The organism is Pedobacter sp. 05L430 (genome assembly GCF_056397585.1).
This window is the reverse complement of sequence record NZ_JBFTNT010000013.1, coordinates 19,261-43,594: the sequence shown is the minus strand read 5'-3', so window position 1 is coordinate 43,594 and position 24,334 is coordinate 19,261. Positions and strand designations below refer to the sequence as shown.

Genomic DNA, 24,334 nt, shown 5'->3' with positions numbered 1-24,334 from the left:
GTTTTACACCTGATGGCAAAAACTTTGATTTCAAAGGTAAGACCAGCAACAACACCTGGGGATTAGCCTTTACAGAAGAGAATGATGTGTTTATTTCTACTGCCAACAATACGCATACTGCATTTTTCTCGATGCCGGAAAAATATATGCAAAAAGTATTACCTGGTTCTAAGGTTCAACCGGTTCAAAAGATTGATGGTCATTATGAAATGCATGTGGTATTTCCAAATTTAAGACAGGTAGATGTGCATGGTGGTTTTACCGCCGCTGCAGGTCATAATTTCTATACTGCAAGGAATTTTCCTAAAAGTTACTGGAACAGCACAGCCTTTGTTTGTGAACCCACCGGAAGAGTAATTCACAGTGCCCTACTTAAAAAAGAAGGTGCCGGTTTCATAGAAAAAGACGGCTGGAATTTCTTGGCGAGTTCCGACGAATGGGTGGGTCCTGTACACGCCGAAGTGGGACCCGATGGTGCAGTGTGGGTAGCAGATTGGTATGATTTTATCATTCAGCACAACCCTACGCCGCGTGGATTTGAGAATGGAGAAGGTAATGCATACATCAATCCACTACGTGACCGTGTACGTGGCCGTATCTACAGAATTAAATATAAAAATGCGAAAGCATATACCCCAATTAAGCTGTCTAAAGACCATCCTGAAGGATTACTTTCCGCTTTAGAAAACGATAACCTATTCTGGAGAATGACTGCTCAGCGTTTAATCGTGGAATCTAAAAACCGGTCAGTTATTCCTGGACTTTACAAAATCATCAGCAATCAAAAAATAGACGAAATAGGATTAAACGGACCTGCAGTAAATGCGATCTGGACCTTACAAGGATTAGGTGCCTTAGATGGATCTAATGCTGAAGCCTTAAAGGCAGTGCAGGAGGCCTTAAATCATCCTGCAGCTGGTGTAAGAAAGGCTGCCATCCAAGCGCTTCCAAAAGACAATGCAATGATTGGCTCAATCCAAAAATCAGGTTTACTTAAAGACAAAGATCTTCGTGTTCGCCTGGCGGCTATACTTGCCATATCAGATATACCTGCTTCTGTTCATCTTGGACATCTTTTGTACGAAGCCGCTGCGGATTCGGTAAATGCAAAAGATAAATACATTGCTCAGGCATTGTATACAGCAGCATTACTGCATCATGAAGGGTTCCTGGCGATGTCTAAAACAGCCTCAAATCCATCTGCATATATTCAGACGATAGTTAAGGACATCCTTCCGAATGTGAAAAACAAAGATGTGGCTTCAGCTGAAAAAGAACATCATTCTGCTAAGCCTTCTGATGAAGTGGTGATCAACATCAAGGTTGTAGAGCATGTAATGAAGTTTAACAAAACCTCATTCACGGTAAAAGCAGGGCAAACGGTAACCATTAACCTGGAAAACCCGGATTTTATGCAGCACAACATGGTGATTTCTAAACCCGGCACACTTAAAAAAGTGGGTGCGGCCGCAGATGAAATGGCGAAGGATCCTAACGGTGCAGAGAAGAATTATGTGCCTGCTATTCCTGAGATCTTGTTCGCAACCAAGTTGCTGAATCCGGAAGAAAAAGTTACCTTACAGTTCACTGCACCTGATAAGCCAGGAGACTATCCTTTCCTGTGTACTTTTCCGGGGCATTGGAGCATCATGAATGGTGTAATGAAAGTAACCAAATAAATAGCAATCAAATATCTGCCGGTACATTATGAGTTTAAATATAAAGTTAGGTGTTAGTACATGGTTATGGACATCGCCATTTAAAACAGACACCATTTCACTGTTCTCGAAGATCAAGAGTATGGGATACGATATGGTAGAAATACCAATTGAAGATCCTGCACTAATTGACACAAAAAGGGTTAAAGAAGCACTTAAAGAATTTGATTTAGTGCCTGCCATTTGTGGGGCTTTTGGACCAACCAGAGATTTAACAAATGAAGATGTAAAGTATCATGATACCAGTTTTAATTACATAGAATCTTGCCTGGAAATAGCATATGAAATTGGGGCCGGTTTTTTTGCCGGGCCAATGTATTCTGCAGTAGGTAAGGCACGTTTAGTATCGCCTGAACAGAAAAAAATAGAGTGGGACAGGGCGGCGACCAATCTTCATAAAGTAGGGGGAATGGCGCAGGAAAGAGGACTTCAGTTGGCCATAGAGCCGTTGAACCGTTTCGAGTCTGATCTGATCAATACCGCCGAAGATGTTGTTCGCCTGATTAAAGATATCAATCATCCGACAGCAAAGATATTGCTGGACGGATTTCATATGAATATTGAAGAACCTGATATTGAAAGGGCAATTTTGCTTGCAGGTAAGGACCTTTTGCATGTACAGGTTTCTGAAAACTACAGAGGTACTCCAGGTACTGGTCAAACCCGGTGGGATGCCTATAAAAGAGGATTAGAAGCGATAAACTACCAGGGTGCGGTTTCAATCGAAAGTTTTACCCCTGAGATAAAAGAACTGGCCGGAGCGGTTTGCATCTGGCGTACACTTGCGCCAAGCCAGGATAGTTTTGCCGAAGAAGGGGGTAAATTTTTAAGAAACTGGAGTAAATAACGTATCAAATAAACATTGTATCAGTTAATAATATGAGTCAGAAAAAAATAAATATTGCCATTGTTGGACTTGGATTTGGTGCAGAATTCATTCCAATTTATCAAAAACATCCCAATGCAAACATGTACGCAATATGTCAGCGTAATCCGGATAAGTTAAAAGAAATAGGAGATGCATTCGGAATAGAAAAAAGGTATGTGAGTTATGAGGAATTGCTTAAAGATCCTGATGTAGATGCAGTTCACATCAATACACCCATACAAAATCATGCAGAGCAATCTATTGCTGCGCTAAGGGCCGGAAAGCATGTGGCTTGTACAGTGCCAATGGCGACTACTGTTGAGGAGTGTCGTCAGATTGTTGAAGCGGTAAAAGAAACCGGTTTAACGTATATGATGATGGAAACAGTTATTTACAGTCGCGAATTTCTATTTGTAAAGGAGCTTTATGAAAAGGGGGACCTGGGCAAAATACAATTCTTAAGAGCTTCCCACCAGCAGGAAATGGCAGGCTGGCCGGGGTATTGGGAAGGTTTGCCACCAATGCATTATGCAACACATTGTGTTGGCCCTGTACTGGCTTTACCAAAAGCACAGGCAGCATATGTTTCTTGTTTTGGTTCTGGAAAAATTGATGATCATCTGATTGAAAAATATGGATCTCCATTTGCAATCGAAACTTGTCATATCAAATACCGTGATTCAGATTTGTCTGCGGAAGTTACCAGATCGCTGTTTAATACCGCGAGACAATACCGAGAGAGTTTTGACGTGTATGGTTCTAAAAAATCGTTTGAGTGGACGTTGATTGAACATGAGGATAGTGTAATCCATACCGGTGAATCTCCTGAAAAAGTTAAAATACCAGACTATGCGCATCTTCTTCCCGAGGAAATTCAGCATTTTACCACTGCTGGTGTTTATGATTCTGAGGAGAACCAGCATCTATCGTTTATCCAGGGGTCTGGCCATGGAGGTTCGCATCCACATCTTGTAAATGAGTTTTTAAAAGCTTTAACTGAAAACAGGGCTCCCTATCCTGATGCTCAGGAATCTGCCAACATCACTTGTGTTGGTATTTTGGCGCATGAGTCGGCAATGAAGGGTGGAGAAATAATTCCTTTGCCAGATTTCACGTTTAAATCATAAAAATTAGTTTATTTGCATTATCAAATGAACCGAACTCAATTAATTTTAATGTATTGAATATGAAAAAGAGCTTTGTCTTTTTAATTTGTTCTGTTTTTGCAGTATGCACAAGCGGATACGCACAAACTAAGAAAACCGGTAAGGGGGCTAAACCGGCATCTAGTGTTTTATCACCTGCAGATGTTGCACAGGGAAAAGCACTGATTACAAAATCAGACTGTTTTGCATGTCATAAGCCAACTGAAAAATTAGTTGGACCGGCATACTCAGATGTTGCAAAGAAATATCCTGCAACACAGGCAAACGTTACTTTGCTTGCTAAAAAAGTAATTAAAGGTGGAAGTGGAGTATGGGGCGAAATCCCTATGGCACCTCACCCATCTGTAACTCAGGCCGACGCCGAGAAAATTGTAAAGTATATACTTTCTACTAAGTAATAACTTAACCTAAAAGCGGGTGTATCATACCAGGATGCACCCGCTTTTTATGCTAATTGGTTTCTACCAACTTAAGCCATTCCGTAATTATTGTCTTTAACGAATCCTGTTTGGCTTTAACATCATCCATATCTTTAAACCTAACCAGTCTTCTGCCATCTGTAAAATTTCCTTCAAGCAATCCACTGGTATCATTAACTTTTGCCCCAGTAGGAAAAACCAGCAAGATATTGCCTTTATGGAGGTTTACCACTACGATATCTCTTTTATATTCTTTAGGATCGAACGGTTTCATTGGCCCTGTATAATAAAAGCAGGGCGAATTCCATTTTATTTGTTCTGCAATTTCTTTATCTGTGCTTAAAATAATCTGCCTTATATATTGAGTTGCGGCTGCTATGGGTGCTTCTAATCTTTTGATGTGTGCACTTACCTTATTTGAATTTGTGGCGGTTTTAGATATAGTCATATTTTGAGATGGTTGATTCTGATTCAATGCTTAGTGCAGCAATTTAATACAGCAAATTTATATTGCAAAAGCAGATTTAATGCGGTGCGTAAACGACATTTTAAAGGGCGATTTGTGACAATTTAGAACATATAATAAACTGGGATGAGCTTTAAATATAAGTAATTATATTAAATTATATGGCTTAGGTAGCCTAGATTTTACGGCAGGTAATCCGGTGTAAATAAAATAGGCTTATGGCCGATTGAGCTGTAATTGAGGAGATGACATTGGCAAAAGAGCAGCCTACCATTTATCATAGCGATAAGTAAGTTCTATTTGCGCCCGGATTTGGGAAATAAACCCAGATTCAATGAAAAGGCAACACCCGTAGATTTTAATCTGGCATTGCCATTTCCAATTCCCGTAAGCGGTAGCTTTATAAAAGGTTGTACCCCAAAGCTCAGCGAGTTGGTTATTCTGCGCTCAAAACTTAAGGATAAGTTGGCTACACCAAAAATGTGCTGGTTCTGATTCTTGATTTCAAGTTCAGAAACCTTTTGTGCCCCTCCCTGCGGTCCGGTAAAGTATTTGTATTTTTCATTAAGCATAAAATAACTTGATAGCCCGGAGTTTACACCAACAGAAAAGTTTCTTCTTTTTAAAAACGTATAATTTACATTCAGCGGAACATCCAAAACAATACAATCCGCATCGACCTGCCAGGCATTTTTCATATAGGTCGTTCCTGCCGATCCAACTCCGCCATAATTGTATAGCTTTCTTGAATAAACAGCGCCAGTGGTTACGCTAATTTTATCGGTAACTGCATAAGTGGCAAGCACCCCTATGTTGGAGCTTACTTTGGTATCCACATTCCTATTCGAAGTCGAAATATCTGGCGCTGCCATAACAGATAATGTAAGTGCGCTTCGTTTTGCGGTAAAGCTTGGTGGCAGTGGCTTATTGTCTTTCTTTTCAGGAGTATCAGTTTTTGTAGCAGGCCCATTGGTTTGCGCTAAAACATCAGCTTTCTTGCCCGTCGGTAAGCTGTCAACCGGAGTAACAGTTTGTTTATCTTCTCTTTTTGGTGTTACTRCCTCAGCAATGAGTTCCCGTTTCTTGTTTTCTTTAACTGAAGAGGTGTCAGGAGTAATAATAAGATCCTGACTGCGGTTTATAACCTGCGGGGTCTCAACGTAGTTATGATCTATATTTTTAACAGGCGGCTTAATAATCTGTTCAACAGCAACCGCTTCCGGATTTGTTTTCACAACAACGCCGGTATCTGTGCCTAAGGGCTTATTGTTTGCAGGTTTCTCTTTTTTTGATTCAACTATTTCCGTTTTTTTAGGTTCCTTAATTACATGGTCTGACCCCGAAAAATACCAGAACAAACCAACAACCAATGCAGCGGCAATGCCACTTGTAGCATACAACCAAAATGGGATAACCCTTTTCTTAGCACCCGCGTCCAGTTTCTGTTCCATCTTTGCCCAGTCCAATTCATTGAAAGGGATTTCAGGATCATTCAACCCATCTCTAAACAGCTTATCTATTCCATTATCTTTTTCCATCTACAGCTATTTTGTTTTGTAAAGGCACTTCATTTTGAGTACTAAAGTTATTAAAATATACGTCCCCAGACCTGGTTCCACCCGCGGAACTAAGCCTTTCTTGCAGCTTTTGTCTTGCTTTAAATAAATTTGATTTCGATGTCCCTACCGATATATTTAAAAGTTCCGAAATTTCTTCGTGTGAGTATCCGTCTATGGCAAATAAGTTAAATACAGTTCTGTATGCGGGGGGCAATCCCTGAACCAGTACCAGCAGATCTTTATAGGCCATTTGCTCGTATACTTGCGCAGGCCCGCCCATGTCTTCGTGTTCACTCAGCTCGTCGTGATTTGAAAACTTCAGGCTTTTCCTGTAATGGTCAATGGCGGTATTGGTTATAATCTTTCCAAGCCATGATTTAAAGGGCTTTTCGGGGTCATATTTTTCAATATGTGTAAACACTTTCATGAACCCACTATTCAATACATCTGCCGCATCATCGTCATTCAAAGCGTACCGTCGGCATATGGCCATACAATAACTATAAAATTCTTTATAGAGCAAATACTGACTTGTTCTGTCATTCCTGATGCAACCTTCAATAATTTCCTGCACCTATTTTTTCGATTTTACATTGGCCATTTTCACCTATACTAACTATAGTACGTTGAAGTTACGCAATAGGTTGCTTTAAAAATAAATATTTATTTTCTGATCTCTGCGCAACCATTTATGCTGCCTTCCCGTAATCCATATTAGTTATCAATCAATTCTTTAATTCACCTTAAAAAAAACAACTATGTCACCCTTATTCAAAAAAAAAGTTGTGCTGTTTAGCTTAGCTGCAGTACTTTTTACTGCCTGCTCAAAGAAAAAAGATGATGTGATCAAAGAACCAGAAGTTTCTTTGGACCTTAAACTTGCAGCATCGGCAACCTTCGGTAGTGTTATTACGGATGGTACAGGTAAAACCCTTTATTGTTTTGTAAAAGATGCCAATAGTGCATCCACTTGTGTTGATGGCTGCTTAATCACATGGCCGGTATATTATGCGGAAAATGCGACCCCTCCCGTAGGATTAAATGCTGCGGATATTGCCACCATCACAAGGGCCGATGGTACAAAACAAACTACCTATAAAGGATGGCCACTGTATTATTATGCCGGCGATAAGGGCAAAGACGAGATCAAAGGAGATGGGGTAGGTGGCATCTGGTTTGTTGCCAAACCAGATTATTCTGTCATGATGGCCAGCCAGCAATTAGTTGGTCACGATGGTAAAAATTATACTGCCGATTCAAAAGAAGGAGTGGGGATAACCGTTTACCTAACCGATGCAAAGGGCCGCACACTGTATGCCTTTACGCCCGATACTTTTAACAAAAACAATTTTACCAAGCCTGATCTTAGTAACAATGCCGTATGGCCAATATTTGAATCGGAGATTTTAAACATTCCCTCTGTACTAAAAAAAGCAGATTTTACAGTAATAACTTCTGTTGGTAAAAATCAGCTAACGTACAAAGGTCATCCGCTCTACTATTTTGGTTCAGATGCTGCGAAAGGCGAAACCAAAGGAGTAAGTTACCCTAGACCGGGTGTTTGGCCTATACTTACACTGAATACACCGCCTTTAAATTAAGCTGAGAAAAAGTAATTTGCCGAAATTGTGGAGTGAGAATATTTTTATCTTGTAGTACATATTAACAAAAAATATCTCATTTTTGATGCATTATGGCAATTAACGATTTAAGTAAAGATCTGGCTCCCATCGCGTCAATTACGATGGCAGATGTTGTTGAAGTAAAACTCAGAGAATATTTAAAAAAGAAGTCCTTCCTGCCCGGCGATGCGTTGCCAAAAGAATTGGAGCTGGCAGAAGCTTTAGGTGTAAGCAGAAATGTTTTACGAGAAGCACTGAGCAGACTGCGTATGCTGGGCATGATTGAAACTAAAAAGAAAAGAGGGATGGTGCTGGCCAGACCAGATATTCTGGGAACGTTTGAGCGTGTTCTTGACCCGTTGATAATAGATAAGGAAACGCTTCAGGATATTTTTGAGCTCAGACTTGTACTTGAAATGGGATTGGCTGATCTGATTTACATCAGAAAAACCGATAAGGATATTGCCGAATTGGAAAGTATAGCTAAAAAAGAAGTGAACCTTGATAATTCATTCAGAATTAAAAATGAAATTGCTTTTCATGGTAAGCTTTACGAAATGTCGGGCAACGATACACTGAAAAGATTTCAAATCATGCTGCTTCCTATTTTCGACTATGTTGTTACCCTGGAAAAGAAGCCAACAAGAGGAAAAATTAACCATATGGACCTGGTTCAGATCCTGAAAACAGGATCAAAAGCTGATTTTAAAAAGGGAATGGAGGCACATCTTAAGCCTCATTTCGATCGGTTAAAGTAATTTTTGCTTTACATCTTTATACAGGAACGGCCTTCAAACTATATTTGGAGGCCGTTCCTGTATAAATGAAATTTAAATATTTGCTTTTATAAAAAATAGTTCCCACATTTGATATGTCCTACATAAGGGCTTATAACCAAATATTAAATGACCGCTATGAATCACTTCAAAAAAAATGATAGCAAATATCTTGTCATCGTATCTTGCTGTCTCCTTCTCATCGTCTCTCTTGCCATCGGGTGTTCTAAAAACTCAATAAGTGCAAGTACCATTGAAAAACCAACAGCCTCAGGCACAGCCAAGGTAGCCGCTGCCGTACTGGCCGCTCCAGTGAATACGCGTGTGGTCGTATTTAACGGAGGCAATGAAAGTATATACCATTCTTTCAGAATTCCTTCAATCATAAAAACAAAGAACGGAACTCTGGTTGCCTTTGCCGAAGGCAGAAGATGGAGCCCAAGTGATTATGGCGATATCAATGTTGTATATAAAAGATCTGTAAACAACGGAACCAGCTGGTCTACCTTAGGTGAAGTTGTTGGGAGTGGCGCTGGTACATGGGGCAATCCAACAGCTGTTTACGACCCAACTCAKGGCGTAAACGGAAGAATCTGGCTGTTTCTGGAGTGGAATGATGAGTTTAAAGCCCAATGGTCAGATTTTCAGGCATGGGGCGATAGAAAAATTCATACTTCATATAGCGATGATGATGGTGTTACCTGGTCTGTTCCCTTAGATCGTACGAGCAGCCTAACGCCACCTTCGTACAAATGGGATTGTGTTGGTCCGGGTATAGGTATCAGAACAGCATACGATCACCCCGGCAGGTTGATTGTTCCGGCATACGGAAGAAATATTTATAGTGATGATCATGGTGCAACATGGCAATATGAATTAACTGCCGGTGGTACAGATGAAAGTACCATAGTGGAATTGATGAATGGAAGCCTGATGAGAAATGACAGGCCGGGAACTACCGAGTGGAATTTATCAAAAACCAGAAGGAAATCAGTGGGTTCTATTGCCGGCGGTTTCCCCGCTTTTTCAACGGTAACTGCATTGCCCGATCCAAAGTGCGAAGGTTCCATGTTAAGATATAATACCGACGACCCGAACAGGATCATATTCCTTAATCCCAACGGAACCGGTCAGCGTTGTAACATGACCGTGCGCATCAGTTATGATGATGGGGTTACCTGGCCAAGAAGCCGTGCACTTTATAGTACTGCTAATTGCGATTATACCAACAGCACTGTAGCTTACGGTGGCTACTCTAGCATGGTAAAAACCGCCGATTACTGCATTGGTGCCTTAGTAGAATACAATGAAAATGTTCATGATTCAGCCAGCAGCAATAAATCTATTGAATTTAACAAGTTCAATCTCGCCTGGATCTTAAACGGCAGTACAGAACCATAAAACCAAATACGATGTGTTTTTATCATCCCTTGAGCACATCACAACCATAAACCAAATATTAAAATTAAACCAGTTATGAAGAAAAGGATTTTTATTTTTCTATCCGTTCTCTGTTGCTTTTTCGCAACTAAAAACCTCTTTGGGCAGACACGCGAACTGCAAATCTCCGGGAAGGTTACTTCGGGTGCAGGGGGGGAAACACTACCGGGTGTTAGTGTAAAACTTAAGGGTAGTACTATCGGGATATCTACCGATGTGAACGGTAAATACGCCATTAGAATACCATCAGATCAAGGGATTTTGGTATTCTCTTATCTTGGCTTTAAAGCCAGGGAGGTGCCTGTAAACGGGCAAAAACAAATTGACGTGGTGCTGGAATCTGATGTAACTTCAATGGAAGAAGTCTTGATTGTGGGTTATACACAGCAGTCGAGAACCAAAACCACAGCTGCCATTTCAAAGCTTGGTGCCGATGAGCTAAAAAACATCGCCAGTCCAAATCCCGTACAGGCCCTGCAGGGTAAAATTGCAGGTGTTTCGGTACCGGTTACCACCGGGCAGCCCGGGGTAGGTGCTACAAACATCATCATCAGGGGTGGTACCAAACCTAACGCTTATGGTTCTGGTTTGGGTAACAATGGCGGTAGTTCAACAGGTGCTTCCGACAGCAGTTCTCCGCTTGTAATTGTTGATGGGGTATTCAGGTCTATGAATGATGTGAATCCTGATAATATAGAATCACTGCAGGTGATGAAGGATGCAGCTTCAACCGCAATATATGGGGCAAGGGGTGCAAATGGGGTTATTGTAATCAAAACAAAAGGTGGTAAAGCGAATAGTAAAATGACCATTGCGCTAAACCACAGAACCACATGGGAAACGCCAGCAAGGGATTACGATTACCTGAATGCCGAACAATACCTGCGTTTGGCGCGTACCACAGTTAAAAATACTGCTGATGCACTTGATAAAAACAACCTGTTAAACAATGGTGGTTTCTCTGCAGGTACTCGTGTTTATACACAAAAAGGCCAGTATGGTAAAAACATTAACCTTACTGCCTTATATGATAATATCGTATCTGTAGAAGGACAATCTTACGTAGACAACCTGTTGTCCAAAGGCTGGAAAGTAATGGACGATCCCATTAACCCGGGTACAAAACTATTATATGCGGATAACAACTATCAGGATATGCTTTGGAACACTGGTTTGAGCAGTAACGAAAACCTGTCTATCAGTGGGGGTGGCGAAAAATCTGACTTTAACCTGTCGATGGGGTATACCAATCAGGCAGGTACCTTTGTGGGAACCAAATACAAACGTTATGATGGACTTGGAAATTTCGGGTTCAAAGCTGCAGATAATTTCCGCATCGATGTGATGTTAAACTATCAGAACGTAATGCCTAATTATGTAGATGGTTTTCAAAATGAGCTGGTTAGAGGTACACGCATTACGCCTTTGATCCGTACTTTTAAGGACGATGGAAATCCAATGCCGGGTGAGCTGTATACTGTTCGTAACCGCTTCCATACATTGATGTATGATGATACCCGTACCTCAAGTGAAAGGTTGGTATCCAGGGTTGCCGGCGATTTGACCATCACCAAAGGGTTGCATTTTAAACCTTCCTTTTCTTATCTGATAGATGATTATAAAGAACTGTTCATGAGAAAGGGAACACCTGCCGATGAGGTGCAGCCGTCCACACAGCGTCAGAAAAATGACTATACCAAAAACGCAAGACAGCTGATGATCGATCAGGTTTTGCAATACGATTTTAGTATAAAAGATGTGCATAATTTTACTGCCCTTGGTGGGGTTAATTTTATCAGGAACACAGATCACGTGGCCAGCTTAGGTTCTCAAAGAGGAAGCAACGATTATATCTATACCATAAACGAACCACCAACAACCGTAATCAATGGGGTGGTGATGAGTAATGTTACCAACTTTGCTACTACCATTGGCGAATCCAGATCTGCCAGTGCATTTACACAGGTGAACTATGATTACAAAGCTAAATACCTGTTCAGTGGTTCACTTCGTTACGATGGTTTCTCGAACTTTGCCATTGAAAACAAATACGCATTCTTCCCTTCGGCTTCCATTGGATGGAATGTTCATAAAGAAGATTTCTGGAACGTAAAAGCGATTAATGCTTTAAAACTAAGAGCAAGCTGGGGTGCAGCGGGGCTTAGCGACCTGAGTATTACTGATACCTATGGGGGCTATGCTTCGGTTCTGGATAACAGAACAGCTAATTATGGACAAAGCTCCGGTATTTTAAGGTCCAACCTGGCAAACTATAACCTGCGTTGGGAATCAACTGAAACTACTGATTTGGCATTTGATGCTTCTTTCTTAAACAGCCGCATTAACCTGACTGTAGATTATTATAACAAAAGAACCAAAGACAGGCTGGCTTCTAAACCTTTGCCATCGGAATCTCCTTTTGGGTCAATCGCATTTAACAACGGCGAGCTGCGCAACCGAGGTGTGGAAATTGAACTTGGTGCAGCCATCATTAAAGGAAATGATTTTAAATGGGACGCTAATTTTTCTTTTGCATACAACCAGGCTTTAATTACTAAACTGCCTGATAATGGTCGCGCGAAGAACAGACAAGGTGGTGATATGATCTTCGATCCGGCTTCCAATTCATTGGTAGAAGCAGGAGGTTTTGCAGAAGGGGAGCGTCCTTACCCAATCTATGCATACCGGGTAACGGGTGTGTTTGCTACAGACGAGGAGGCTAAAGCCTGGAATGCCAAGGTAAAAGATAACCTTGCTTCTCCGCAGGGGATAACAGTAGGGAAACGTGGTGGCGATTATATTTTTGATGATGTGAATGGTGATGGGGTGATTGATACAAAAGACCAGGTTTTTATGGGTTATAGAAATCCTAATAAAATGGGAGGTATGCAAAATACCTTTAGTTATAAAAACATCTCATTAAGGTTTACAGTGGATTATGCCATGGGGCACCTGATCAGTAATGGCGCTTTAGCCCGTTCACTAGGCCAGGGCAGGGCATTTAACGAAGGTGCACCATCAATCGCTATTGGTCCGGATATCTGGCAGAAACAAGGTGATGAGGGTAAAAAATATGCCCGTTTCTCTTTTGCAGATTATGATTTCGGACAGCGCAATTACTTACGCAACGCGCCGCTTGGAAATAACAATAGTTACAATTCAGATGTATCTGCAATGTATTCTAAAGGCGATTTCCTGGCCTTTAGGGAGATTTCAATTTCTTATGATGTTCCAAAAAAAGTACTTGAAAAAATAAAAGCTTCGGGGCTTAATATTTTCGCTACGGTATACAATGTGGGCTATTTAACCAAATATGAAGGGCTAAATCCTGAAGTATATACCGGTTTTGATCCGGGTGGTTATCCAAGACCAAGACAATTTTTATTAGGGGCCACATTGAAATTCTAAAAAAACCAATTATGAAAAAGATTACATTAATTATAATAGCCATAGTATCTCTGTCAGCCATATCTCCTGGTTGTAAAAAGCTGCTCGAAGTAGATCCTCAATCAAGTATCACCGATGAGGTATTCTTTAAAAATGAGAATGATTTTGAACCATACGTTACCGGTATCTATACTTATATGCGTTTGTTTGCCAATAATATTGTGTACGGCACTGAGCGTAGCGAGGAACTGGTTGCTGCGCTTAATTCCAGGTTTGGAGTATCGTGGAGTCAGATCATTACACCTTCTTCAGGCGCAATTAATTATAACGATTGGTACAAAGCCATCGGACATTGCAACTTATTGCTAAAAAAGATCGAAGGATTTTCTTTTGCAAGCAATCCGGATGCGAAGAGAAGGATCCTTGCAGAAACCTATTCTTTAAGGGCCTATTTCTATTTTAACCTTACCCGCATCATTGGCGATGCGCCTTTAATGCTTACCGCAGTTGAAGATGAAAATGTGCCTTTGCTGCCAAGGGCAACAGCTGTGGATGTTTTGAAGCAGATCCAGTCAGATCTGGATCTGGCCATCCAGAATTTTACTGCTATAAGTGGATTTTCAAAAACCGCTTATCCTTCTAAATATCGCTTTGCATATGGATCAGCAATGRCACTAAAGGCAGATGCATACTTATGGAATGCAAAAGTACTTGGTGGTGGCGATGCTGACCTTACCGCTGCCGCTGCGGCAATTACTGAGGTAGAAGCATCGGGATTAACCCTAAACCAGGATTATAAAAATGTAACCGGGGTAAGGGCAGCTACCAATCCTGAGGTGGCACTGGCAGCTTACTTTCAAAGGGATGAGGCTGGGGGCAATTATGGTGTAAATGCACTTCCTTATCTAACAGGGGTTGATGGGGCATTGAATCTGGATAAAATCCCTTATGCGCAAACCTCAGCAAATGGACAGGGTGCTTATCAGATTAGCCCAAAATCAAAAGCTTTATTTACCAACCCTGATGATAAAAGAATCCCATATACCTGGATTACGGAGCTGCAGGCAAGCGGTCCGAAAATTTCATGGATCACCAAATATTCCGGAAACATCTACGCCGATGGCCGTGTTTCTGATAATGACCTGATCATCTATCGCTTGTCGGATATCTTTTTGATGAAGGCAGAGGCTTACGCCGGATTAAATAACATACCATTGGCAATTGAATACCTGAACAAAGTAAGACAAAGGGCCAATACAGGGAACTATACAGCATCTACCATTAAGAGCGACGTAGAGCGTGAAATCCTTGATGAACGTGGTCGTGAGTTGTTTTTTGAGAACAAGCGCTGGTACGATCTTGTCCGTTTTCATAAAGGGGGAACCATTAATGTGTATACCTATGTTCCTAACCTGGTTGGTAAAACTACTCCGTTGTTCTGGCCGCTAAATACTACGGTATTTGCAAATAATCCTAACATTAAACAAACAGAAGGATATTAATTTATAGCAATTCAGAATAAAATGACTCCACTAAAGGCAGATGAAATTTATGGCAATTGGGCAACCTTGCTGCTTCCGATCAACAATGACGACGGCATCAATTATGAACAGCTGGAAAGTGAAATTGATGTATTGATTGCCAGTAACGTAAATGGAATCTATTCTAATGGTACGGCCGGCGAATTCTATAACCAGACCGAGCAGGAATTTGATAAAGTAAACGGCATCCTTGCAACAAAATGTAATGCTGCAGGTATGCCATTTCAAATTGGCTGCTCGCATATGAGCCCTAAAATATCATTGGAAAGGGTTAAGCGCGCTAAGGCACTGCAGCCCTCTGCCATACAGATCATTTTGCCCGATTGGTTTGTGCCATCCATGGAAGAGATCATTGACTTTTTAAAGGTGATATGCGCGGCCGCCGATCCCATAAAGCTGATCTTATACAACCCCCCGCATGCCAAAAGAAAACTTCTGCCGAAAGAATTTGCAGAAATACTTGAAGCAGGTATACCTCTGGCAGGATGCAAAGTTGCTGGTGGCGATGAGCAGTGGTACAAGGAAATGAATGCAATAAATATCCCGTTTTCTGTGTTTATTCCCGGCCATCATCTGGCCACGGGAATTGCAAACGGTGCCCATGGTGCTTATTCCAATGTAGCTTGTTTAAATCCGGGGCTTGCACAGCGCTGGTATAATAACATTGCAAACCACAGCGGAGATCCCTTTGAGCTGCAGGCCCGAATCCAGCAATTTATGGAGGAGTGTATTGTTCCTTATATTAGAGATAAAGGATACTCCAATCAGGCTGTTGATAAATTTATGGCGGCTGTAGGTGGTTGGACGCCTATAAGTACCCGCCTGCGCTGGCCCTATAAATGGATACCACAGGCAGAGGTACTGTCGGTAAGAGAAAAATGTGCTGAACTTTTACCTGAAGTTTTTACTAACCAAGTTTAATATTTTCCCAAATGCAAAAAACACTAAGAAACTGCTTTATCCTAATTTGTACCAGCTTGGTATTGCTCATGATTGGCAATGGATGTAAAACAAGAAAAGGCGCTGCCGATCGGGCATTGCTTGACAGTACCCTGGTCTTTTCACCCGGAGGGGAATATGCCTCCATGCGGATACCTGCATTGGTAGCAACCAAAAAAGGAACATTGCTTGCATTTTGTGAGGGAAGGATAGGTACAGCCAGCGATTGGGCTGATATGGACCTACTGATGCGCCGAAGCACTGACGGAGGACGCACCTGGGAAAGTAATGTAGTGATTGCCGCAAGGAAAAGCGGACAGCCAACAAGTAATGCTACACCAATTGTAGATCGCGATGGTACCATTCACCTGCTGTATCAGCGTGATTATGCTACTGCTTACTATACCCGTTCTACAGATGAGGGTAAAACGTGGAGCCCTGCAATAGACATTACCTATGCGTTTGAGGCCTTCAAGCCAGAGTATAACTGGAAAGTACTGGCACCTGGCCCGGGCCACAGCATACAGTTAAAAAATGGTCGGCTGCTGGTGCCTGTATGGTTAAGCGATCCTGCTAAAACTACACCAAGAAGAAGCCATGCGCCATCTTGCATTGCTACAATTTATAGTGATGATCTGGGTAAGACCTGGAAACGTGGTGCCATCATTGCCGGCAACACCCCGGAGTTTAAAAACCCAAGTGAAACCATGGCAATTGAACTTAATGATGGCCGTGTGATGGTAAACATCAGAAATACTTCTGATGAGCACCGCAGAGGAATCAGCTATAGCAATGATGGAATAAGCGGATGGACAAAGCCTGTATTTGACGAAGAATTATACGAGCCAATATGCATGGCTACCATCATCAGGTTGCAGGATAAACAGAAATCCGGTATGCTTTTTATCAACCCAGATACCAAAGACGTACCTAAACCGCCACGCAAAAACCTTACTGCCAGAGTTAGTTATGATGAAGGACAAACCTGGGCGGTAAAGAAAGTGATCAATGCGGGTTCATCAGGCTATTCTGATGTGGCTGTTACACCAGATGGAACCATTTATTGCCTGTACGAAACCAATACCAGCAACGACTTTAATTATTCCATGGTGCTTAAAAGGTTTAACGCTAAATGGCTTACAACTCCCAACGAGAAATAAATAATCAACAAACAATCTAATATATATGAACAAAATAACCGGATTAATAGCCGCCACTTTTGCGGCTTATCGTGAAGATGGAACAATTAATTTAGACATTATCCCAACGATAGTCGACAAAATGATAGCTGATGGATTATCTGGCGTTTTTATTTGCGGCACCAATGGCGAAGGGCCAAACCTAACAATTGAAGAGCGGATGGCTATTGCCGAAGCTTATGTGAAGGCTGCGGCCAAACGTATCCTTGTACTGGTGCATGTAGGGCATAGCTCCATTCAGGAATGCCGCAAGCTTGCAGCTCATGCGGAGCAGATTGGTGCCGATGCCATTTCTTCTGTTGCCGCTTTTTATTTTAAACCAACAAGTGTTGATAATCTTGTTAAGAGCATGGCGGAGATTGCATCAGCCGCACCCAATACACCATTTTATTACTATAGCATCCCAACCCTTACCGGGGTAGGTATGGATATGATCACCTTTTTGGAGCAGGCAGAAAAGGTAATTCCTAACCTTGCCGGGATTAAGTATACCGCCTCTACCTTGCATGAATACCAGGCCTGTCTGAATTATAAGAACGGAAAATTTGATATCCTTTTTGGTTACGATGAAATGTTGCTTCCTGCACTTGCAGTAGGGGCAAAGGGGGCTATTGGCAGCACCTATACCTTCGCTGCTCCACTGTATTTGAAAGTAATAAAGCTTTACAATGAAGGAAAGCAGGAGGAAGCAGCAGCCATGCAGCTGCATTCGGTAAATATGGTTCGCGCTTTGGTTAAATATCCGCCAATTCCTGCACAGCGGGCCATCATGAAAATGGAGGGACTGGAGTTAGGTGCTTGCAGATTACCTCTTGAGCCTCTTTCAGATGCACAAGCGGCACAATTTAAAACATCCCTTGATGAGATCGGATTTTTCGATATCGTTAAACAATCCTGATGATGAACAGGTACTTTAATCTTCTTCTTATTTTTTTTATGACTATACTCTTAAATAAAGGGCTGGCGCAGCAGGTCTCCAGGTCTGGCTTATTATGGAGCAGCCTGCCGCCGGTTCCTGATCGCGTTGGTTTTGCAGGTTCTTTTGCCGGTGTTTCCAATGGCGCATTACTGGTTGCCGGTGGTGCAAATTTCCCCGATGGCGGTGCACCGTGGACGGGCTCTGCCAAGGCATGGCATGATCATATTTTTGTTCTCGAAAACCCAAAAGGGAAATGGAAAGAAGCAGGTAAATTACCCTATCCATTAGGCTACGGGGCTTCCATAAACTGGAAAGATGCCGTAATTATTCTTGGAGGCAGTAATGAAAAAGGCCACCGTGCAGAAGTGTTTATGCTGAATTATAAGAACGGGAAAATTGAAACCGTCAACTTGCCAAACCTGCCTCATGCAATTGCAAATACATCGGCGGCGCTGGTTGGAAGTGTAATTTATGTTGCCGGCGGAATTGAGAAACCAGATGATAAGGTTGCCGGAGCTAATTTCTGGGCATTGGATCTTAATGCAATTGAAAAGGGCTGGAAGGTATTGCCAACCTGGCTGGGCGCCCCACGAATGCTTAGCGTTGCCGGTGCACAAGGTGATGCATTTTACCTGTTTAGCGGGGTAGCACTGATCGATGGCAGCCGCGAGTATTTAAAAGATGCTTATCGGTATCAGCCCGAAACAGGATGGAAGAAGATAGCAGACCTTCCAACTTCGGTAGCGGCGGCTCCAACGCCTGCTTATGCTTTAGGGCAATCCTCATTACAAATATTTGGTGGCGATGATGGTAAACTAGCCGCAAGCGCAGTGGTATTAAAAGAAAAACACCCTGGCTTTTCAAATAGAATTTTAAATTATAATACGCTTACCAATACCTGGACGTCTGATGGAAAGGCATTTGCTACCCGGCCGCCTGTAACTACAACTTTAACAGTCTGGAACGGAAATGTAATTATTCCCGGTGGCGAAATCAGACCTGCAGTGAGAACCCCTAACGTATTAATCGCAACTTACAAATGAAGAATTCCAGACAAACTACCTCCTTCTACTCGTGGATCATTGTAGCCATGCTATGGATAGTGGCTTTTTTAAACTATCTGGATCGTATTTTAATTACCTCGATGCGCGATCCTATTGTTACAGATTTCAATTTAACTGATGCACAATTTGGATTGCTTACCTCTGTATTCTTATGGTCGTACGGTTTTTTAAGTCCTTTTGGCGGTTACTTTGCCGATAGGTACAGCAGAAAAAAGGTAATTGTTTTTAGTGTAATGGTTTGGTCGGTGGTTACTTTATGGACCGGCTTTACCACCTCATTTCACGAAATGCTGGCTGCCCGTTTTTTAATGGGCGTAAGCGAGGCTTGCTATATCCCTGCGGCACTGGCTTTAATTACCGATTATCATAAAGGAAAAACCCGTTCCCTTGCAACGGGCTTGCATATGAGTGGTTTATATGCAGGTCTGGCACTTGGTGGCTTAGGCGGATATATTGCCGAATTGTGGGGCTGGCGTTCCGGATTCCATGTTTTTGGAATTGTAGGTATTGTGTATTCCCTGATTCTGTTGTATGTGTTGAGGGACCATAAGCCTGATCCTGTTGTGGTTACAGAAGGAGAAGAAGAGGTAATGCCGAAAATTAGCCTTACAGGAGCTTTAAAAGTACTTTTTAGTGAAGCCTCTTTCTTTATCCTGTTGTTCTATTTTGCCATATTGGGTATTGTAAACTGGCTTGTTTATGGCTGGCTGCCAACGTTTCTAAAAGACCATTTTAACCTTAATCTTGGCCAGGCCGGTATTTCGGCAACAGGTTATATCCAGATCGGTTCCTTTGTGGGCGTAATTGTGGGGGGGATTCTGGCCGATAGATGGACCCGAAAAAATAACAGGGGCCGTTTGTACATGCTCATCATTGGTTTTACACTTGGTGCGCCTTTCTTGTTTCTAATGGCCTCTACAAATGTCTTCAGCATCGCCATTATTGCCATGCTTGTCTTTGGTTTGGCAAGAGGGTTTAATGACGCGAATTTAATGCCGATATTACGACAAGTGGCCGATGGAAGATACATCGCCACAGGTTATGGATTCCTTAATTTTCTAAGTACAATTATTGGTGGTTTAATGGTGTATGTTGGTGGTGCATTAAAAGATGCTCAGGTTGATCTTTCTATTGTTTATCAGGTTTCAGCAGTTGCAATGCTATTGGCCACATGGTCGTTATTTGCGGTGAAACTAAAAAAGAATAATGTATAAATTTAGTGGTATGAAAAAACATTTTATTGTCCTGGTATCTGTAATGCTTTTATGGAATACCACAGTCCTTAAAGCAAATGTAACCTTGCCGGCCATCATTTCCAGTGGCATGGTATTACAGCAGCAAAGCAATGTTACCTTATGGGGTACAGCCAAAGCCAATGCAAAAGTAACCGTACAGACCTCCTGGAACCAAAAAGTATACAACGTTAACACCACAAAGGAAGGAACATGGAGGCTGGCTGTAGCCACTCCTAAAGCCGGTGGGCCTTACAAAATTACTTTTAACGATGGCAGTAAACTGGTAGTGGATGATGTTTTTATTGGAGAAGTATGGTTGTGCTCTGGCCAGTCAAATATGGAAATGCCCGTGAAGGGATATGCCAATCAGCCAATTTTGAATTCTAACGAGATATTAATGGATGCCGATGAGCCGGGCATCAGGTTGTTCAGAGTAGAAAAGAAAATGTCTAAAACCCCGCAAACACAATTGGATGCCAAATGGGAAAGTGCCGATGCAGCCTCAGTTAAAGAGTTTAGTGCGGTTGGTTATCAATTTGCAAGGATACTTCAGAAAAGACTAAAAGTCCCTGTTGGGATTATCCAATCGGCATTTGGGGGTACAGACATCGAAGCATGGATGACCACAAGCAGCCTGCAGGGATTCAATGATTTTAAAATTCCGGCCGATACCGCTAAAATTGCCAAGAACAACCCGGGGGTATTATTTAATGCCATGATCAACCCGATTATTGGTTATTCCATTAAAGGCACATTATGGTATCAGGGAGAAAATAACAGGATGAACCCACTTACTTACGATAAAAAAATGGCGGCTATGGTTAAGCAGTGGCGACAGCTATGGAACTCCGGTGAATGGCCTTTTTACTATGTGCAGATTGCACCAAACGTGTATAAGGACCATGCGGATCAGATACCGCTTTTGTATGAAGCGCAATCAAGAGCAATGAAACTGATACCCAACTCCGGAATGGTGGTTAGTGTTGATGTGGGCAGTATGACTACCATCCATCCGCCTGATAAAACCATTATCAGTAAAAGGCTGGCTTATTGGGCACTTAACAATACTTATGGCAAACAAGGCATTGTATTCAGGGGGCCGGTTTATAAATCTTTAGAAATAACGGGCGACAAGGCGGTGCTGAGCTTTGATGAAATCCCCAACGGACTGACCGCTTATGATCAGAAGCTGATTTCTTTCGAGATCGCCGGTATTGATAAGGTGTTTTATCCAGCCGAAGCATTAATTAAAGGCAAAACGGTAGTAGTAAGCAGTGAGTCGGTTAAAAGCCCGGTCGCTGTTAGATATGCCTTTAAAGACAGAGCAGAGGGAAATTTGTATAACGTAGAAGGATTGCCTGCTGAACCCTTTAGGACGGATAGCTGGTAACCCAGCTTTATAACCCTGCCTGAAACTCAGTCCCTCTTATATAAACCTGGCCTGCTCTCTCCAGGTTTTCTTTGCTTTTAGTGGTGATCTTGATGATGTCGATGTCTTTTACAGCTCCTTTTAAAGAACCAAAATCACTTTCAGACAAAATATTAATATTTAGAATGTAATTCTCATCAATTTTAAGGTTGGCTATATTGCCCTTTACCAGGTCATTATCTATCATATACAAGGTGGCAGGCGATGGAGATTTTACATATTTGTTTTTGATCTCATCTAAGGTCATGAACCTGAATGCCCCGGGATTTTTAGTCATTACATAAACTTCACCGATTTTACTATCAGTACTTACATTAATGTTTTTAATTTCTTCCTGACTGAAGAGCGGAAGGCAGGAACCGATTAGCACACTATCCAGAAAATACTTAGGCTGGATTCCCGCTGGCAGCTTCTTAGCATCCTTTTCATAAACAACATTTACTTTATCAGATACCGGACTGGTTTGGCCTACTGCAGTTATAGCAAACAGGCAAAATGTAAACATGAATAATAACCTCATAATTTCCCCTTTAATAACGGAATATAAGGAATATTATCAAATAAATGTCAAATTATAAATTTTTTATAATTTGTTCGGCTTCCTCGTCCTTGTATTCGTGGGTAGCTGAGTTTAGCTTTTTCTTTAGATCGGCCATGACCAGTGCATATTCTTTAAGATCAGCCAGGTTCTTCAATTCGCCGGGGTCTTTTTTTACATCATAAAGCTCCCAGTAATTAAGCTTTCCATAGAAACGGATCAGCGTGTATTGATTGGTTCTGATGCCGAAGTGAGGGTTTACCAAATGCGGACCGGGGTATTCATAGTAGTGATAATAAACAGGCTTATCTGGTTTTCCGGTTTTGTTGCCTTTAAGCAAAGGCCAGAAAGATTTTCCTTGTATGTCGGCTGGTACTTTAGCACCTGCAATGTCCAATAAAGTAGGTGCCCAGTCTATGTTGGCCACTATATTGTTAATGGTACTCCCTGCTTTTACTTTACCGGGATATCTTACTATGAAGGGTGTTTTTAAAGATTCTTCGTACATAAAACGCTTATCGAACCAACCATGCTCTCCTAAGTAAAAACCCTGATCTGAGGCATAAATTACAATGGTATTTTTGCTTAGCGCTGCTTTATCAAGGTAATTAAGGATTTCACCGATATTCCGGTCCAGCGAATTTGCAGTAGCATAATAATCTTTCATATAACGCTGGTATTTCCAGGTGGCTAAGGCTTTGCCCGATGGTTTTTTCTGTTCAAAATCTTTGGTGACCTTTTGCTGGTAATAATCTGCAAAGGCTTTACGTTGAGTAGGGTTCATCCTTTTATAAAGATTGAAATTGTTAAAATCCACATTAACCTTTAGGTCGCGATCAAGTTCCATTGCTTTTGCAATGGTCATGTACTGCTGTTTGGCTGCGGGCCTTCCTTCGTATTCATCAAAAAATGTTGCGGGAAGCGGAAAATCTATATCATCATAAGCACCTAGATCCTGAATATCTGGTAACCATTCCCTGTGGGTAGCCTTTTCGCCTACTACCAAAAAGAAAGGCTTGCTTTTATCACGTGAGTTTAGCCATTGCGTTGCCTTATCGGTAATAATATTGGTAACATATCCCTCGGTTCGGGTGGTATCGTTGTTTTTATTGATAAAATCAGGGTTGTAATAAAATCCCTGGTCGGGCATAATTTCCCAATGGTCAAATGCCTTGCCCGGTAAAGTACCTAAATGCCATTTGCCAATCCATGCGGTCTGATAGCCGGCACTGCTCAATAGTCGCGGTAGCAGTTGCTGATCCACGTTAAACTTGCCGTCGTTTGCTTTGTAGCCGTTTATATGACTGTACTTGCCGGTTAAAAAGCAGGCTCTGCTTGGTCCGCATATGGAATTGGTAACCAGCTGATTTGTTAGCAATGCGCCTTCTTTGGCAAGCCGGTCTATGTTTGGTGTATGTGCTATTTTATTGCCATAGGCGCCAATTGCCTGATAAGCATGGTCGTCGGAAATAATTACAATGATATTGGGTTGATCTGATGGCTGTGGGGTAGCTTTGGTTTTTGACCCCATAAATTTTAGGCTTGCCAATATTGCAAGTATGCAGGCGACACTCCAAAAAATGACTGATCTTATCATATCTTCTTAAAAAGTAACAGGTTTGAATTTGTGGATAAGATACGGAATATTAGAATTTTTTATACTTTTGGAAAAATTGTTTGCTGTGAAATTCTTCAGTTGGCTTATTTGTTTGATCATTATTGTTGTGAGCTTTACGCCTTGCAAGGATTTCGCCAACGCCAAAGTTTCTGAACAGACCAGCGTTTCAAAAGCAGGGCATGCCGATGATCACAACAGCCTGGCAAATGACGATTGCTCTCCGTTTTGCGTATGCTGTTGCTGCAGTACACCAACGGTTGTAACGCAAACATTATTAACCAGTACGGTTTCATTGATTATTGATAAAGAGTATTCAGATATCGCTCCCGGCCATATCGCGTCTAATGATCCTTCAGTCTGGCAGCCACCTAAGTTAGGTTAATTTAAATTTCAGGTTTTATTGCACCGGATCTATCCTCATGGAATGATTC

At 41.8% G+C, this 24,334-nt stretch carries 21 protein-coding genes; 16 read left to right on the top strand and 5 right to left on the bottom strand.

The features are described 5' to 3' along the window. The 4 genes from AC1DG9_RS05225 to AC1DG9_RS05210 form a co-directional block, all read left to right on the top strand. Window positions 1-1,679: DUF7133 domain-containing protein (locus tag AC1DG9_RS05225; RefSeq protein WP_477634373.1), on the top strand; the 1,679-nt coding region annotated here is incomplete at its 5' end. Between the two features lie 28 nt (window positions 1,680-1,707). Continuing rightward, complete coding sequence (locus AC1DG9_RS05220) at window positions 1,708-2,565, top strand: sugar phosphate isomerase/epimerase family protein (protein WP_337715738.1); 858 nt, start codon at window positions 1,708-1,710, stop codon at window positions 2,563-2,565. A gap of 32 nt (window positions 2,566-2,597) precedes the next feature. Then, window positions 2,598-3,713, top strand: a complete 1,116-nt coding sequence (locus AC1DG9_RS05215) for a Gfo/Idh/MocA family protein (RefSeq protein WP_172660838.1) — start codon at window positions 2,598-2,600, stop codon at window positions 3,711-3,713. A 59-nt stretch (window positions 3,714-3,772) separates the two neighbouring features. Further along, window positions 3,773-4,150 carry a c-type cytochrome gene (locus tag AC1DG9_RS05210; RefSeq protein ID WP_048904159.1) on the top strand — a complete coding sequence of 126 codons (378 nt, stop codon included), beginning with the start codon at window positions 3,773-3,775 and terminating at the stop codon, window positions 4,148-4,150. Window positions 4,151-4,202: 52 nt separating this feature from the next. Here AC1DG9_RS05210 and AC1DG9_RS05205 read toward each other — a convergent pair whose 3' ends face one another. The 3 genes from AC1DG9_RS05205 to AC1DG9_RS05195 form a co-directional block, all read right to left on the bottom strand. Next, window positions 4,203-4,619, bottom strand: a complete 417-nt coding sequence (locus AC1DG9_RS05205; protein WP_172660835.1) for a DUF1801 domain-containing protein — start codon at window positions 4,617-4,619, stop codon at window positions 4,203-4,205. A gap of 314 nt (window positions 4,620-4,933) precedes the next feature. Beyond that, complete coding sequence (locus AC1DG9_RS05200; RefSeq protein ID WP_477634372.1) at window positions 4,934-6,175, bottom strand: hypothetical protein; 1,242 nt, start codon at window positions 6,173-6,175, stop codon at window positions 4,934-4,936. Continuing rightward, window positions 6,162-6,770, bottom strand: coding sequence for an RNA polymerase sigma factor (locus AC1DG9_RS05195; RefSeq protein WP_288879864.1), 609 nt, complete (start codon window positions 6,768-6,770; stop codon window positions 6,162-6,164). The genes AC1DG9_RS05200 and AC1DG9_RS05195 overlap by 14 nt, the downstream gene beginning before the upstream one ends. A 184-nt stretch (window positions 6,771-6,954) precedes the next feature. Here AC1DG9_RS05195 and AC1DG9_RS05190 point away from each other — a divergent pair, with 184 nt between their 5' ends. The 11 genes from AC1DG9_RS05190 to AC1DG9_RS05140 all read left to right on the top strand — a co-directional run bounded on the left by AC1DG9_RS05190 (window position 6,955) and on the right by AC1DG9_RS05140 (window position 21,708). Further along, window positions 6,955-7,797: a hypothetical protein gene (locus AC1DG9_RS05190; protein ID WP_337715734.1), complete on the top strand. Its 843-nt coding sequence runs from the start codon at window positions 6,955-6,957 to the stop codon at window positions 7,795-7,797. Window positions 7,798-7,889: 92 nt separating this feature from the next. Further along, the gene (locus AC1DG9_RS05185) at window positions 7,890-8,576 is read left to right on the top strand and encodes a FadR/GntR family transcriptional regulator (protein WP_172660832.1); all 687 of its coding nucleotides are present in this window, start codon (window positions 7,890-7,892) and stop codon (window positions 8,574-8,576) included. Window positions 8,577-8,732: 156 nt separating this feature from the next. Then, on the top strand, window positions 8,733-9,995 hold the full coding sequence (locus AC1DG9_RS05180) for a sialidase family protein (protein ID WP_477634371.1): 1,263 nt from the start codon (window positions 8,733-8,735) through the stop codon (window positions 9,993-9,995). 75 nt (window positions 9,996-10,070) lie between these two features. After that, window positions 10,071-13,442 (top strand): SusC/RagA family TonB-linked outer membrane protein, encoded by a 3,372-nt coding sequence (locus tag AC1DG9_RS05175; RefSeq protein ID WP_172660830.1) that lies wholly within the window; start codon window positions 10,071-10,073, stop codon window positions 13,440-13,442. A gap of 11 nt (window positions 13,443-13,453) precedes the next feature. Then, window positions 13,454-14,923 (top strand): RagB/SusD family nutrient uptake outer membrane protein, encoded by a 1,470-nt coding sequence (locus AC1DG9_RS05170; RefSeq protein WP_477634370.1) that lies wholly within the window; start codon window positions 13,454-13,456, stop codon window positions 14,921-14,923. A gap of 21 nt (window positions 14,924-14,944) precedes the next feature. Further along, the gene (locus AC1DG9_RS05165) at window positions 14,945-15,883 is read left to right on the top strand and encodes a dihydrodipicolinate synthase family protein (RefSeq protein WP_288879873.1); all 939 of its coding nucleotides are present in this window, start codon (window positions 14,945-14,947) and stop codon (window positions 15,881-15,883) included. 11 nt (window positions 15,884-15,894) lie between these two features. Then, window positions 15,895-17,061, top strand: coding sequence for a sialidase family protein (locus AC1DG9_RS05160; RefSeq protein WP_288879875.1), 1,167 nt, complete (start codon window positions 15,895-15,897; stop codon window positions 17,059-17,061). A 25-nt stretch (window positions 17,062-17,086) separates the two neighbouring features. Further along, complete coding sequence (locus AC1DG9_RS05155; RefSeq protein WP_288879877.1) at window positions 17,087-17,998, top strand: dihydrodipicolinate synthase family protein; 912 nt, start codon at window positions 17,087-17,089, stop codon at window positions 17,996-17,998. A 38-nt stretch (window positions 17,999-18,036) separates the two neighbouring features. Continuing rightward, window positions 18,037-19,062: a galactose oxidase gene (locus AC1DG9_RS05150; RefSeq protein ID WP_288879878.1), complete on the top strand. Its 1,026-nt coding sequence runs from the start codon at window positions 18,037-18,039 to the stop codon at window positions 19,060-19,062. Continuing rightward, window positions 19,059-20,297, top strand: a complete 1,239-nt coding sequence (locus AC1DG9_RS05145; protein WP_288879880.1) for an MFS transporter — start codon at window positions 19,059-19,061, stop codon at window positions 20,295-20,297. Before AC1DG9_RS05150 ends, AC1DG9_RS05145 begins: the two co-directional genes overlap by 4 nt. Before the next feature lie 10 nt (window positions 20,298-20,307). Further along, a complete protein-coding gene (locus AC1DG9_RS05140; protein WP_288879882.1) occupies window positions 20,308-21,708 on the top strand; it encodes a sialate O-acetylesterase in 1,401 nt (466 codons plus the stop codon). Window positions 21,709-21,715: 7 nt separating this feature from the next. Here AC1DG9_RS05140 and AC1DG9_RS05135 read toward each other — a convergent pair whose 3' ends face one another. Both AC1DG9_RS05135 and AC1DG9_RS05130 read right to left on the bottom strand, forming a co-directional pair. Further along, window positions 21,716-22,267: a hypothetical protein gene (locus tag AC1DG9_RS05135; protein WP_172660823.1), complete on the bottom strand. Its 552-nt coding sequence runs from the start codon at window positions 22,265-22,267 to the stop codon at window positions 21,716-21,718. Between the two features lie 52 nt (window positions 22,268-22,319). Then, window positions 22,320-23,816 (bottom strand): sulfatase family protein, encoded by a 1,497-nt coding sequence (locus tag AC1DG9_RS05130; RefSeq protein ID WP_288879884.1) that lies wholly within the window; start codon window positions 23,814-23,816, stop codon window positions 22,320-22,322. 151 nt (window positions 23,817-23,967) lie between these two features. On the opposite strand from AC1DG9_RS05130, the gene AC1DG9_RS05125 reads away from it, so the two are divergent. Beyond that, window positions 23,968-24,285 (top strand): hypothetical protein, encoded by a 318-nt coding sequence (locus tag AC1DG9_RS05125; RefSeq protein ID WP_172660821.1) that lies wholly within the window; start codon window positions 23,968-23,970, stop codon window positions 24,283-24,285. The last annotated feature ends 49 nt before the right edge of the window (window positions 24,286-24,334 follow it).

Coding starts and splice junctions, on each gene's coding strand:
- AC1DG9_RS05220 (WP_337715738.1), top strand. CDS start 1,708: ATGAGTTTAAATATAAAGTTAGGTGTTAGTACATGGTTATGGACATCG.
- AC1DG9_RS05215 (WP_172660838.1), top strand. CDS start 2,598: ATGAGTCAGAAAAAAATAAATATTGCCATTGTTGGACTTGGATTTGGT.
- AC1DG9_RS05210 (WP_048904159.1), top strand. CDS start 3,773: ATGAAAAAGAGCTTTGTCTTTTTAATTTGTTCTGTTTTTGCAGTATGC.
- AC1DG9_RS05205 (WP_172660835.1), bottom strand. CDS start 4,619: ATGACTATATCTAAAACCGCCACAAATTCAAATAAGGTAAGTGCACAC.
- AC1DG9_RS05190 (WP_337715734.1), top strand. CDS start 6,955: ATGTCACCCTTATTCAAAAAAAAAGTTGTGCTGTTTAGCTTAGCTGCA.
- AC1DG9_RS05185 (WP_172660832.1), top strand. CDS start 7,890: ATGGCAATTAACGATTTAAGTAAAGATCTGGCTCCCATCGCGTCAATT.
- AC1DG9_RS05175 (WP_172660830.1), top strand. CDS start 10,071: ATGAAGAAAAGGATTTTTATTTTTCTATCCGTTCTCTGTTGCTTTTTC.
- AC1DG9_RS05165 (WP_288879873.1), top strand. CDS start 14,945: ATGACTCCACTAAAGGCAGATGAAATTTATGGCAATTGGGCAACCTTG.
- AC1DG9_RS05160 (WP_288879875.1), top strand. CDS start 15,895: ATGCAAAAAACACTAAGAAACTGCTTTATCCTAATTTGTACCAGCTTG.
- AC1DG9_RS05155 (WP_288879877.1), top strand. CDS start 17,087: ATGAACAAAATAACCGGATTAATAGCCGCCACTTTTGCGGCTTATCGT.
- AC1DG9_RS05150 (WP_288879878.1), top strand. CDS start 18,037: ATGACTATACTCTTAAATAAAGGGCTGGCGCAGCAGGTCTCCAGGTCT.
- AC1DG9_RS05145 (WP_288879880.1), top strand. CDS start 19,059: ATGAAGAATTCCAGACAAACTACCTCCTTCTACTCGTGGATCATTGTA.
- AC1DG9_RS05140 (WP_288879882.1), top strand. CDS start 20,308: ATGAAAAAACATTTTATTGTCCTGGTATCTGTAATGCTTTTATGGAAT.
- AC1DG9_RS05135 (WP_172660823.1), bottom strand. CDS start 22,267: ATGAGGTTATTATTCATGTTTACATTTTGCCTGTTTGCTATAACTGCA.
- AC1DG9_RS05130 (WP_288879884.1), bottom strand. CDS start 23,816: ATGGGGTCAAAAACCAAAGCTACCCCACAGCCATCAGATCAACCCAAT.